10 protein-coding genes and 1 tRNA gene are annotated in these 11823 nt (G+C 74.2%); 5 read left to right on the top strand and 6 right to left on the bottom strand.

From position 1 onward, the window contains the following. Window positions 1-64: 64 nt before the first annotated feature. Complete coding sequence (locus ACLJWH_RS31370) at window positions 65-565, top strand: DUF3830 family protein (RefSeq protein WP_411145151.1); 501 nt, start codon at window positions 65-67, stop codon at window positions 563-565. On the opposite strand, the gene ACLJWH_RS31365 is transcribed toward ACLJWH_RS31370, so the two are convergent. Further along, on the bottom strand, window positions 546-1982 hold the full coding sequence (locus tag ACLJWH_RS31365) for an amidase (protein WP_411145150.1): 1437 nt from the start codon (window positions 1980-1982) through the stop codon (window positions 546-548). The two genes, ACLJWH_RS31370 and ACLJWH_RS31365, sit on opposite strands and share 20 nt — an antisense overlap. A gap of 100 nt (window positions 1983-2082) precedes the next feature. Beyond that, window positions 2083-3048 carry a D-2-hydroxyacid dehydrogenase gene (locus ACLJWH_RS31360; protein ID WP_411145149.1) on the bottom strand — a complete coding sequence of 322 codons (966 nt, stop codon included), beginning with the start codon at window positions 3046-3048 and terminating at the stop codon, window positions 2083-2085. A 202-nt stretch (window positions 3049-3250) separates the two neighbouring features. Between ACLJWH_RS31360 and ACLJWH_RS31355 the strand changes: the two genes are divergently transcribed. The 3 genes from ACLJWH_RS31355 to ACLJWH_RS31345 all read left to right on the top strand — a co-directional run bounded on the left by ACLJWH_RS31355 (window position 3251) and on the right by ACLJWH_RS31345 (window position 6468). Next, window positions 3251-4201, top strand: a complete 951-nt coding sequence (locus ACLJWH_RS31355; protein WP_411145148.1) for a decarboxylase — start codon at window positions 3251-3253, stop codon at window positions 4199-4201. A gap of 285 nt (window positions 4202-4486) precedes the next feature. After that, complete coding sequence (locus tag ACLJWH_RS31350) at window positions 4487-5224, top strand: decarboxylase (protein ID WP_411145281.1); 738 nt, start codon at window positions 4487-4489, stop codon at window positions 5222-5224. A 107-nt stretch (window positions 5225-5331) separates the two neighbouring features. Continuing rightward, window positions 5332-6468 (top strand): LLM class flavin-dependent oxidoreductase, encoded by a 1137-nt coding sequence (locus ACLJWH_RS31345; protein WP_411145147.1) that lies wholly within the window; start codon window positions 5332-5334, stop codon window positions 6466-6468. Between the two features lie 63 nt (window positions 6469-6531). Here the strand turns inward: ACLJWH_RS31345 and ACLJWH_RS31340 are convergent, their stop codons facing one another. Further along, window positions 6532-8355, bottom strand: coding sequence for a putative bifunctional diguanylate cyclase/phosphodiesterase (locus tag ACLJWH_RS31340; RefSeq protein ID WP_411145146.1), 1824 nt, complete (start codon window positions 8353-8355; stop codon window positions 6532-6534). Between the two features lie 362 nt (window positions 8356-8717). Between ACLJWH_RS31340 and ACLJWH_RS31335 the strand changes: the two genes are divergently transcribed. After that, window positions 8718-9962: a M6 family metalloprotease domain-containing protein gene (locus ACLJWH_RS31335; RefSeq protein WP_411145145.1), complete on the top strand. Its 1245-nt coding sequence runs from the start codon at window positions 8718-8720 to the stop codon at window positions 9960-9962. A gap of 97 nt (window positions 9963-10059) precedes the next feature. On the opposite strand, the gene ACLJWH_RS31330 is transcribed toward ACLJWH_RS31335, so the two are convergent. The 3 genes from ACLJWH_RS31330 to ACLJWH_RS31320 all read right to left on the bottom strand — a co-directional run bounded on the left by ACLJWH_RS31330 (window position 10060) and on the right by ACLJWH_RS31320 (window position 11399). Further along, a tRNA-Lys gene (locus ACLJWH_RS31330) sits at window positions 10060-10133 on the bottom strand. A 56-nt stretch (window positions 10134-10189) separates the two neighbouring features. Continuing rightward, window positions 10190-10831, bottom strand: a complete 642-nt coding sequence (locus tag ACLJWH_RS31325; RefSeq protein WP_411145144.1) for a bifunctional DNA primase/polymerase — start codon at window positions 10829-10831, stop codon at window positions 10190-10192. A 187-nt stretch (window positions 10832-11018) separates the two neighbouring features. Further along, window positions 11019-11399 (bottom strand): hypothetical protein, encoded by a 381-nt coding sequence (locus ACLJWH_RS31320; protein WP_052860530.1) that lies wholly within the window; start codon window positions 11397-11399, stop codon window positions 11019-11021. Window positions 11400-11823 lie beyond the last annotated feature (424 nt).

The following is an 11823-nucleotide window of genomic DNA, read 5'->3' as shown; positions in this document are numbered from 1 at the left end:
CGCTCTTGACATGAGCGGCGGCCAGTTGTTCCGTACGCCGGTATTGCCCCCCTACGATCGGGATATGACCGATCGCCTCATCGAAGTCTCCCTGGCCGGGCGCGGTGTGCGCTGCACCGCCAAGCTGCTCGACGACCGTGCGCCGATCACCTGCAACGCCGTCTGGGACGCGCTCCCGCTCGGCGGCGACGTCTACCACGCCAAGTACGCCCGCAACGAGATCTACACCCTCGTGCCGCCGTTCGCCCCCCAGGAGCCGCCGCTGGAGAACCCGACCGTCACCCCCATCCCCGGTGATCTGTGCTACTTCACCTTCGCCGGCACCCAGTTGGGCACCGCGTCCTACGGCTACGAGAGCGGCGCCGGGCACCAGGGCCGCGCCACCGTCGTCGATCTCGCGCTCTTCTACGAGCGCAACAACCTGCTGATCAACGGCGATACGGGCTGGGTCCCCGGCATCGTCTGGGGCACCGTCGTCGACGGCCTGGCGCGGATGGCCGACGCCTGCCAGGACCTCTGGCGGGCCGGCGCCCAGGGCGAGTCGCTCACCTTCCGGCGGGCGTAGCGGGCACGGGCGGCGCCGGGATCGACGCGGCGCCCGCCTCGTACAGGGCGTGCGCGACGCGCAGTACGAGGGCGTCCGCGTGCCGCGCCCCGATCAGCTGCACACCGATCGGCAGCCCGGCGCCGTCCACCCCGCAGGGCAGTGTCGCGGCGGGCTGCTGCGTCATGTTGAACGGGTAGGTGAACGGCGTCCAGCCCGTCCACCGGGTGTACCCCGACCCGGCCGGCACCTCGGCGCCCGCCGCGAACGCGGTGACCGGCTCGGTCGGGGTCACCAGCAGGTCGTACGTGCGGTGGAAGCGGCCCATCGCCCGGCCGAGCGCCGCCCGCACCTCGACCGCCGCCAGATAGTCCAGCGCCCCCAGCCGCGCGCCCTGCTCGCAGATCTCCCGCAGCCCCGGGTCGAGCAGCTCGCGCTCCGTGTCGCCCAGCGGCTGCACCACCCGCGCCGCCCCGCTGAACCACAGCGTGTGGAACGCCGCCACCGGGTCCGCGATGACCGGGTCGGCCTCCTCGACGTGCGCGCCCAGCGCGGCGAGCCGGTCCACCGCCGTACGCACCGCCGCGGCCACCTCCGGCGCCACCGGCACGTCCCAGCCGAGCGACGGGCTGTACGCCACCCGGAGCCCGGCCACCGGCCCGGTCAGCGCCGCCCGGAAGGACCCGGTCTCCGGGGCGAGCTGGGACCAGTCCCGCCAGTCCGGGCCGGTGATCACATCCATCATCAGCGCCGCGTCGGCCGCGTCCCGGGTCATCGGCCCGACATGCGACAGCGTCCCGAACGGGCTCGACGGGTACAGCGGCACCCGCCCGTAGGTCCCCTTGAGGGCGAAGATCCCGCAGAACGACGCCGGGATGCGGACCGAGCCGCCGCCGTCCGTCCCCAGACTCAGCGGACCGGCGCCCAGCGCCACCGCCGCCGCACTGCCGCCGCTGGACCCGCCCGAGGTGCGCCCCGGGTCGTACGGATTGCCCGTCACCCCGTACCGCGGACTGTCCGTGACGCCCTTCCAGCCGAACTCCGGAGTGGTGGTCTTGCCGAGGAACACCGCCCCGGCCGCGCGCAGCCGGGCGACGGCCGGCGCGTCCTCGTCCCAGGCCGCACCCTCGGCCCGGACGGTCCGCGAACCGCGCAGCGTCGGCGTGCCGCGGGTCAGCAGCAGGTCCTTGACGGTGACCGGCACACCGTCCACCGGCCCGGCCGGCCGCCCGGCCCGCCAGCGCCGGGCCGACTCCCCGGCGGCGGCCAGTGCCTCGTCCGCGTCGATCCGGACGAAGGCGTTGGTCCGGGCCTGGGCGGCCTCGGCGCGGGCCAGCACGGCCCGGGTCACCTCGACGGGGGAGAACTCGCCGGCGGCGTATCCGGCCGTGAGCCGGGTGGCGGTGAGATCGGCGAGCCGGGTCGGTCCGGTGGTCATGGGCATCCTCCGAGCGGGGGCCGGCCCGGGGCGGGACGGCGGGGTGGCTGGGGCTGCTGCGGGTGGCGAGGCGGGTGGGGTAGAGGGGGCGGCGGCGCGGTCAGCGCACCGGGACGTACCCGAGCTGTTTGTCGACGACGTTGCGCAGCGGCTGCCCGGCCGCCCACCGGTCGAAGTTGTCCTGGAACTGCTCGGCGAGCGCGGTCCGCCAGCCCAGGGTGTCGCCGCTCATGTGCGGCGAGACGATCAGATGCGGTACGTCCCACAGCGGGCTGTCCGCGGGCAGCGGCTCCCGGGCGAAGACGTCCAGCGCCGCCGCGGCGATCCGCCATCCGCGCAACGCCGCGACCAGCTCCTCCTCGACGACCAGCGGGCCGCGCCCGACGTTGACGAAGCGGGCCGTGGGCTTCATCCGGGCGAACTCCGCCCGGCCGAAGAGCCCGCGGGTCGTCCCGGTCAGCGGGGCCGCGCAGATCACCCAGTCCGCGGGGCCCAGCAGACCGTGCAGCGCCTCGGTGGGGTGCACCCGGCCGAACTCCGGGTCCGCCGTCCGCTCCCGGCGGCCGACCAGCTCGACCGAGACGCCCAGCGCCTTCAGGGTGTTGCCGATGGCCCGCCCGATGGGGCCCGAGCCGACCACGACCGCGCGGGTGCCGGCCAGCCGCAGCGTCTCGCGGTGCTGCCAGCGCCGCTGCCGCTGCAACTCCCAGCTGCCGTGGAAATCCTTTGCCATGGCGATCACCAGACCGGCGACGTACTCGGCGATCGGCTGCTCGTAGATGCCCCGCGCGTTGGTCACCACGGTGTCGTCGGCGATCAGCGCCGGACCCAGCAGCCGGTCCACGCCGGCGCTCGCGGTGTGCACCCACCGGGGCCGCGGACCGCGCTCGGGCCACGCCCGGCGGACCGCGTCGGAGGTGAAGTCCCAGACCAACAGCACGTCGGCGGAGGGGAGTCGGGAGGCGAGGGACGCCTCGTCGGTGTAGCGCACCCGGGCCCGGCCGGCGAGCCGGTCCAGCTTCGGCGGCGGGTCGGAACCGAGGACGAGAACAGTGCTATCGGACATGAGCCAGAAACCGTTCCGAACGTCTGCCCCTTTCACTGAAGGGGCGCCGACAGATGCCTGAGATGCGAGGATTGACCACGCTAAGAAGTCGTATCTACCGTGTCAACAACGGCTCTGTCCCGACGTCCCGGCTTGCACCGGCTGTACCACATCCGCGGCCACTGGTGTGGCCGTTCAGCCCTCCGTTCTCCTAGGGGCCTACATGGACGTCTCCTTTCTGGGAGGCCCGCAGCCTCAGCTCGGAGTGGGCGTGGTCGCCCCCTTCGACTTCGCACTCGACCGCGAGCTGTGGCGCTGGGTTCCCGACGATGTGTCCCTCCACCTCACCCGGACTCCCTTCGTGCCCGTCGAGGTCGGCCTCGACCTGGCCAGACTGGTCAGCGAGCACGAGACCCTGCATGCCGCCGTCCAGGCGCTGCATGCGGTATCCCCGCAGGTCATCGCCTATGTCTGTACCTCCGGCAGCTTCGTCGCCGGGGTCGCGGGCGAACGGGCCATGTGCGCCGTCATGACCCGGGCGGGGGCGGTGCCCGCCCTCACCACCTCGGGCGCCCTGGTCGAAGCGCTGCGCGAGACCGGCGCCCGGCGCGTCGCCGTGGTGACGCCCTACACCAAATCCGTCACCGACTCCCTGGAGGACTTCCTCGGCGAGGCGGGCATCACGGTCACCGGCCGCGCCTACCTCGGACTGACCCGGCACATCTGGAAGGTGTCCTACCGCGATGTCGTCGACATGGCCCGTGCGGCGGCGGTCGGCGCGGCCGACGCGCTCTTCCTCAGCTGTACGAACCTGCCGACGTACGACGTCATCCCGCAGCTGGAGGCCGAGCTGCGGATGCCGGTGTTCTCCGCCAACCAGGTCACCATGTGGGCCGCGCTGCGCGCCATCGGCGCCGACGCGGTAGGGCCGTACCAGGCGCTGCTCGACCCGGTGGCCCGGCGCGGACCGGCCGCGATGTCCGGACCGGGTGCGGTGCCCGGACCGGCCACGGTGCCCGGACCGGGTGGCGGGACGCCGGACGGGCCGCCGCGGGCGGACCCCGGGGCCGCCGCCCTCGCGGTCCCGCCGGCGCCGCCCGACACCGAGTGGGACGACGGCCTCGATCCGCCGCCCCGTCTGCCCGAGGGCCCCGCCCCCCGGCCGCCGGGCTGAGCGCGGTCCGGACACCTCACCGGGTGGCCGGGGCCGGCGGTGCGCACCGCCGGCCCCGGCTACCCCGGCTACCCCGGCTACCCCGGCTACCCCGGCTACCCCGGCTACCCCGGCTACCCCGGCTACCCCGGCTACCCCGGCTACCCCGGCTACCCCGGCTACCCCGGCTACCCCGGCCACCCCGGCCACCCCGGCCACCCCGGCCACCCCGGCCACCCCGGCCACCCCGGCCGCGGTGCGGCCCCCGGCCGCGGCCCCGCCGCCGTATCCGCGAAGGAGACCCGTATGGCATCGGTCGGCTTCCTCTACCCCGGCCACTCCGCCGAGGACGACTACCCCCGGCTCGAAGCGCTGCTGGGCGGCGCGGTCCGGCTGCCGCTGGTCCACACCGACATCGGTGAGGACGCCCACCGGGTGGCCGCGCTGCGGGAGATGGGCGCCGCCGGGCGGCTCGCCGCAGGCGTCGCCGAGCTCCGGGAACGCGGTGTCCAGGCGGTCGTCTGGGCCTGCACCAGCGCCAGTTTCGTCTTCGGCCCGGACGGCGCCCGCGAACAGGTCAGGGAGCTGTCCGCCGCCGCGGGACTGCCCGCCTCCAGTACCTCCTTCGCCTTCGCGCACGCCACCCGTGCGCTCGGCGCCCGGCGGGTCGCGATCGCCGCCACCTACCCCGCCGACGTCGCCGAACACTTCCACACGTTCCTGAAAGCCGCCGGTACGGACGTGGTCTCGACCCGCGGCAGCGGCATCCTCACCGCCGCCGAGGTCGGCACCTGGGACCACGCACAGGTGCTGCGGCTGGCCCGCGCCGGGGACCACCCCGACGCCGAGGCGGTCCTGCTCCCCGATACCGCCCTGCACACCGCGGAGCTGCTGCCCGCACTCGAAGCGGCGCTCGGCAAACCGGTGCTCACCGCCAATCAGGTCACGGTCTGGGAGGGACTCCGGCTCCTCGGCCGCGAGATCGCCTGCCCGGCACTCGGCACCCTCTTCACCCGGAGCGCGCCGCCCCCGCCGCCCCGCTGACCCCGCGGACCACGGAGCCCGCCCGCGCGGCGCACCGCCCGGGAATAACCGGAGAAGAACTCCGGTTACCCTGCTCGCAGACCAGCGACGCGAGGAGGACCCGTACCGTGAGCGGCGAAGACGAGACCCGGGGCGACGACGAGATCCGGGGCACGGCCAGGGGCACCGCACCCGTCCCGCTGTCCGTACTCGACCTGGTGACGGTCGGTGCGGGCAGTACCGCGGCGGACGCGGTACGCACCGCCGTCGGCATCGCGCGCACGGCCGAGCGCCGCGGCTTCCACCGCTACTGGGTCGCCGAACACCACTCCATGCCCGGCGTCGCGTCCTCCTCGCCCGCGGTGCTGCTCGCCCACCTCGCCGCGCACACCGCGACGATCCGGCTCGGCTCCGGCGGCGTCATGCTGCCCAACCACGCGCCGCTGGTGATCGCCGAGCAGTTCGGGACGCTGGAGGCGATGGCCCCCGGCCGCGTCGACCTGGGCCTGGGCCGCGCCCCGGGCACCGACGGCGCCACCGCCACCGCGCTGCGCCGCACCGCGCCCCACGGGGGCCGGGCAGGTGCCCCCGCCCTGCACGAGGGCGCGGACGAATTCCCGCAGCAGCTGGCCGAATTGACCCGCTTCCTCGACGGCACCTTCCCCGACGGCCACCCCTACGCCCGGATCCACGCGGTCCCCGGCCCGGTCCAGGGCACCTCGCCCGGCGGTGTGCAGTCCGCGCACCGGCCGCCCCTGTGGCTGCTCGGCTCCTCCGGCTTCAGCGCCAGGCTGGCCGGCTCGCTCGGCCTGCCGTTCGCCTTCGCGCACCACTTCTCCGCCGCCAACACCGTCCCCGCACTCGACCTCTACCGCGCGTCCTTCCGCCCCTCCGAGGTGCTCGCCGAGCCCTACGCGCTGATCGGCGTCTCGGCGCTGGCCGCCGAGGACGAGCGGGAGGCCCGCCGGCAGGTCCTGACCGGCGCGCTGTCCATGATCCGGCTGCGCACCGGCCGCCCCGGCCTGATCCCCACCCCCGAGGAGGCCGAGGCGCACCACTTCAGCGCGGTGGAACGCGACTTCGTCGACGGCTGGCTCGGCAATGTCGTCCACGGCACCCCGGACGCGGTCCGCCAGGGCCTGGACGACCTCGTCAAGCGCACCGGCGCCGACGAGCTGATGATCACCGCCAACGCGCACGGCGCCCTGGCCCGGCTGCGCTCGTACGAGCTGATCGCGGACGCCTACGGGCTGCCGCAGGACTGACGGGGGCCGACGGCCCGGGTCCGTACGCCGGCCGGCTGCCGGACCCGGCCGCGGCCGGGCCGGTCAGCCGCCGGTGCGGCGGCCCGCGTCGAGCAGCTCCGCGACCCGGTCGGGGGCGACCGGACGGGAGTAGAGCCAGCCCTGGCCGGTGTCACAGCCGATCCGGCGCAGCCGCTCGGCCTGCTCCGCGCTCTCCACACACTCCGCGGTGACCGTCAGCCCGAGCCGGTGCGCCAGCGCGACCAGGGCCTCCACGATCATCTCGTCCGCCGGATTGGGATGCTCCGGCGAGCGGAAGCCTTGCACGAAGGACCCGTCCAGCTTCAGCACGGACACCGGGAGGCGGCTGAGGTAGGCGAGGTTGGAGTAACCGGTGCCGAAGTCGTCGATGGCGATCCGTACGCCCATGTCGCTGAGCGCCTGGAGGGCCTGGAGCGGCCGGCCCGCCGAGCCCATCACCGCGGACTCGGTCAGCTCCAGCTGGAGCAGCCGCGCCGGCAGCCCCGACTCGGCCAGGATGCCGGCCACGTCCGCGACCAGATCCGAGTCCCACACCTGACGTACGGCCACATTGACGCTGACGAACAGCGGCTGCCCGCCGGGATGCGCCAGCTGCCAGGCGCGTGCCTGATGGCAGGCGCGCGCCAGCACCCAGCGGCCCAGTTCGACGATCGCGCCGTTCTCCTCCGCCAGTGCGATGAACCGATTCGGCGAGAGCGTCCCGAACTGCGGATGGCGCCAGCGCACCAGCGCCTCGACGCCCTGCGCCCGCCCGTCGCCCAGCCCGACCAGCGGCTGGTATTCGAGCGTGAACTCGCCGCGGTCCACGGCCGGCCGCAGCGTGCTGGACAGCGCCTGCCGGGTCATCCGGTGGGCGTTGCGCTCCGGGTCGAAGAGCGTCCAGCGGGCCTTGCCGTCCTCCTTCGCCCAGAACAGCGTGGTGTCCGCGGCCTGCATCAGACCGGTCGCCGTGGTGCCGGCGGCGGCCCGTTCCACCACGCCGATGCTCGCCGAGACCGACAGCCGCTGCCCGGCCAGGTCGAACGGCCGCTGGAGCGCGTCCAGGACGCACTGCGCCAGCTCGGCCAGCTGATCGGTGCCGGTGGAGTCCTCCACCAGGAGCGCGAACTCGTCGCCGCCCAGACGCGCCACCAGGCGGCTCCGGCCGGGGTTCGTCCCGCGCTCCGCGGCGGCGTCCGCGCAGCGCGTCAGCCGCTGCGCCACCGCGCTCAGCAGCCGGTCGCCGACGCGGTGCCCGAGGGTGTCGTTGACGGCCTTGAAACCGTCCAGGTCGAGATAGCAGAGCCCGATCCGGCCCGTACCGGCCGACTCGAAGGCGGCCGCCTCCAGCGCGGCGGAGAGCCGTTCGAAGAACAGCGCGCGGTTGGGCAGCCGGGTCACCGGATCGTGCATCTGGAGGTGCCGCAGCCGGGCCAGCAGATCGTGCCGGTCGCTGATGTCCACCACCGACAGCAGCGCCCGCTCCGCACCGGCCAGCGGTTCGACGGTCACCTCCACCCAGATGGAGCGCCCGTCGGGGTGGGTGAGGCGGCGGGTGCAGCGCAGCCGCTCGCCGCGGCCGCACAGCACCTCGCGGTACGCGCTCCACACCCGCGGGTCCGCGCCGAGGTCGGTGAGGTCCGCGGCGGTGGCGTCGGCCAGGTCGTCGGGGTCGGCGCCGAGCAGTTCGCCCAGGGCGGGGTTGGCGGTGAGGACCAGACCGTCGCGGTCGAGGACCGCCATCGCCAGGTGGGCGGAGTGAAAGGCGGTGCGGTAGTCGCCGAGCGAGGCGGCCGTCCGCTCGCGAGGTGCCGTGTCGGTGCAGTGGACGGTCCGGGCGCACGGCCGACCGCCGGATTCCTTGGTCGTGCCATCACGCTCCGTCACTGAAGGAAGCGTCGCTCCGGGCGCGCGGCCCGTGCTGTCGGGGTGTCCGCTCACTGCTCGCTCCCGCATGGCGCTTGTCTCGTGCTGGAGGGGGGATCTCGCGCTGGAAAGTGTGGCGATCATAGAGGCTGCCGCAACGGCCGAGCCAGCGACGCAGCCGTGATCATCAGCACGCGTGACGGAACTTCAGCCATTTCTGCCCGGCTCTGTTCGCGTAGATTGCCCCGTTGGTCGTTTGTGACTTTCCGTTACGGTGTGGGGGGTGCTCGGCGGTCACTCGTCCGGGCGCAGGTAGCAGGGCGAAGAGCGGTAAATCGGCACAGGGTGGGTGGGGCATCCCGATTCCCTCCCTGGAGGCCGATGTGCCGTGCATCCGGACACCCGACGGGGTGGTGGAGCGCCGAGGGCTGCGCCGCCTCGCGGCCGTCGCCACCTCCCTGAGCGCGATGGTCGCGACCTCCGTCGGCGCCGGGCCCGCCATCGCCTCGGCACCCGCCCTGCGCTGCGCGCTGGGCCGCACGGACGTCCACCACTCCGAGGGCCTCGCCGGCTGGAACAGCGCCTATCCGCGTCCCGACCACCCGCTCGACGCCGTGATGATCTTCCTGTCCTTCCCGGACGCCCGCCCCGCCCTCACCCCGCAAAAGCTGTCCGCGGACTACTTCCCCGCGACCACCCGCTTCTTCGACCGTGCCTCGTACGGGAAGTTCCGGCTCCGGCCGCACATCCAGGAGAAATGGGTACGGATGCCGCACCCCTCCCGCAGCTACGGCATACGCCGCGACTGGGACCCCGGCCGCCGTACGGCCTATCTCCACGACGCGGTCGCCGCCGCGGCTCCCTCGGTCGACTTCAGCCGCTACGACCTGGTCTATCTCGTCGCCGACCCCAGCGCCCCGGGCGTCGACTCGGACGCCACCAAGGTCGTCAACCTCGACCAGCCGATACACGTCGGCGACACCGATCTGCGCCGGTTCGTCACCGTCTTCGAGCAGAGCCCGCCGGACCGCAACGTCCTCGCCCACGAGACCGGACACGTCTTCGACCTGCCGGACCTCTACCACCGGCCGCAGAGCGGCAAGGGCGACTGGGACACCTACGTGGGCGACTGGGACCTCATGGGCAGCCAGTTCGGCCTGGCGCCGGAACCCTTCGCCTGGCACAAGTGGAAGCTCGGCTGGCTCGACGACCGCCAGGTCGACTGCGCCGAGCCGAGCGCCTCCACCGTGCACTCGCTGCGGCCCCTGTCCGCCCCCATGGAACCGGGCGACGAGCGCCGGTCGCGGCTGCTGGTGATCCGCACCGGACCCAGCAGCGCCCTCGCCGTCGAGGCGCGCGACGCGACCGGTAACGACCGCTCCGTGTGCAAGGAGGGCGTCCTGGTCTACCGCGTCCGCAACGACACCGCCTCGGGGGCCGGCGCCGTACAGGTCCTCGACGGCCACCCCGGCACCGAGGCGTGCCGCGGCACCTCCGTCTACCCGCCGCTCGCGGACGCGCCACTGGGCGTGGGGGAGAGTCTGAACGTCTCCCAGGACGACATCCGGATCCAGGTCGAGGGACGGACGGTCGACGGGGACTGGTCGGTCAAGGTGGGGCGCGGATGACCGGCCCCGCGCGGCGGACACCGGCGGCGCGGCGGACACCAGCCGTGCGGCAAACACGTCGAAGGCCCCCACCGTGGTGGGGGCCTTCGACTGTCGGTGCGCCGCCAGGGACTCGAACCCCGGACCCGCTGATTAAGAGTCAGCTGCTCTAACCAACTGAGCTAGCGGCGCCTGCTGACGGGGAAAACATTAGCACCCGGACCGGGGAGGGCAAAAATCGGTTTGTCTCAGCGAGCGGGCAGGGCCGAAACGGGCCGCTGCGGGGCGCCACCGGCCTCGGCACCGGCCTCGGCCTCGGCCCTGTGCCCGGCGGCGGCCGCCGCGCGGGCGGCACGGACACAGGCCCACAGCAGGATGTCCGGGCCGGGCAGCCAGGGGATGCGGACGTCCGGCGCCACCAGCCAGCGGGAGCCGGCCGGGGCGTCGGCGGCGCCCTGGTCCGCACCGTCCGCCGCGCCCCGCGGATACAGCGGCGGGACGGTCACCGCGTCGCCACTGCCGTGACACAGCAGCGGCGGGACGGCGGCGGCCCACTCCTCCCAGGCGAGCAGCGCGGGCAGCCGCTGCGCGGTCCCGGGGGCCGCGAACAGCAGGATCCGGCCGCGGTGCGCCGCCACCGGGCCGGAACCGGGACCGGCGGACCATAACCGGTCCACCATCCGGCGCCCGAAGAGCGCCGGGGCATTGATCACGTCGAAGGCGGTACCGCACGGCAGCACGCTCGGCGCGGTCGGCCGCGCGGCCCACAGGGCATGCACACTGCGCGGGTAGGGGCTGGCGGAGGCGAGCCAGTCGGCGCCGGCGAGGGTCACGTAGGACGCGGTGGGAAAGGCAAGGGTGCGGGGAGTGTCGGGCAGCCAGTCGCTCATGGAACAGGTCTACCGATACGGCGCGAGCCGATTCCGCTGATTGCCGGAATCCGGGACAGGGCGGGCCGGTAAGGGGTATCTTCCGCTCCCCGCATATGCCAAGAACCCATGGCCGTGGAAAATGAGCTCTCGCGGGACATATGAGGTGGGCGGTGTGCCGGGGCGGGCCCCGGCCCGCCGCGGCCGCTCAGTCCCCGCCGTCGAGAAGCACATCGTCCCGCATCAGACCGCGGCCGAACTCGACCATCTTCCGGGCGTAGTCCTCCGTCCAGCCCGCGCGCTCCGCGAGCACCGGCATCGGCAGCCGGTCGAAGCGCTTGGGGTCGGCCAGCTGCGCGGCCGCCAGCGCCTGGAACTCCGTGGCGCGGTCGGCCGCCGCGCGGAAGGCGTTGGTCAGCTCGGTGGCCCGGCCGAGCAGCTCGCGCGGGTCCTCGATCGACTCCAGGCCGAAGAAGTGCTCGGGGTCCGCCGTGTCCTCGGGCGGCTCGAAGAGCAGCGGCGCGGGCTTCCTGCGCCGGTGGTCGGGCGCCGTACCGCGGGGGTCGGGAGCCGGTCGCGGCTCGGACATGAAGGTACCTCCAGGATCGTGTGCCGCAATCCATTGTCCCGCCCCGCGCAAGTGGGCCCTCCGCGACGGCACCGAAGGGCCCGCGCGGGGCCGGGACGGCACCCCGGCCGGGGCCGCCCGGCGGCGCTCCGGAACCTGCGCCGCGACGGCGCGGCCGGCCTGCCGGCCCCGGGCCTTCCGCACCCCCACCGCCCTCTCCGAACGAACCGGGACGCCCCCGCTTCGGCGGCAGTTGCCGCGCGGCCCGCATCGCCCGCCCCGCCCCGCACCCGCGCGACCGTGCGCCTCGCTCGTAATCTACTCAGGAACGCCAGAGTCGCTGCGCTGATCACCTCGGGTCAGAGAAAATTGGGCGGGGCGTCCCGGCCAGCCGATCGATCTGCGATGCCGGTGAGCTCGTTACTCAGGATGGCCATGGGGGTTG

The organism is Streptomyces sp. x-80 (assembly GCF_046549095.1).
Lineage (GTDB): Bacteria > Actinomycetota > Actinomycetes > Streptomycetales > Streptomycetaceae > Streptomyces > Streptomyces celluloflavus.
The sequence above is the reverse complement of the archived record's forward strand: the minus strand, read 5'-3'. Positions and strand labels throughout refer to the sequence as shown.

Coding starts and splice junctions, on each gene's coding strand:
- ACLJWH_RS31325 (WP_411145144.1), bottom strand. CDS start 10,831: ATGAGCGACTGGCTGCCCGACACTCCCCGCACCCTTGCCTTTCCCACC.
- ACLJWH_RS31370 (WP_411145151.1), top strand. CDS start 65: ATGACCGATCGCCTCATCGAAGTCTCCCTGGCCGGGCGCGGTGTGCGC.
- ACLJWH_RS31355 (WP_411145148.1), top strand. CDS start 3,251: ATGGACGTCTCCTTTCTGGGAGGCCCGCAGCCTCAGCTCGGAGTGGGC.
- ACLJWH_RS31350 (WP_411145281.1), top strand. CDS start 4,487: ATGGCATCGGTCGGCTTCCTCTACCCCGGCCACTCCGCCGAGGACGAC.
- ACLJWH_RS31320 (WP_052860530.1), bottom strand. CDS start 11,399: ATGTCCGAGCCGCGACCGGCTCCCGACCCCCGCGGTACGGCGCCCGAC.
- ACLJWH_RS31360 (WP_411145149.1), bottom strand. CDS start 3,048: ATGTCCGATAGCACTGTTCTCGTCCTCGGTTCCGACCCGCCGCCGAAG.
- ACLJWH_RS31365 (WP_411145150.1), bottom strand. CDS start 1,982: ATGACCACCGGACCGACCCGGCTCGCCGATCTCACCGCCACCCGGCTC.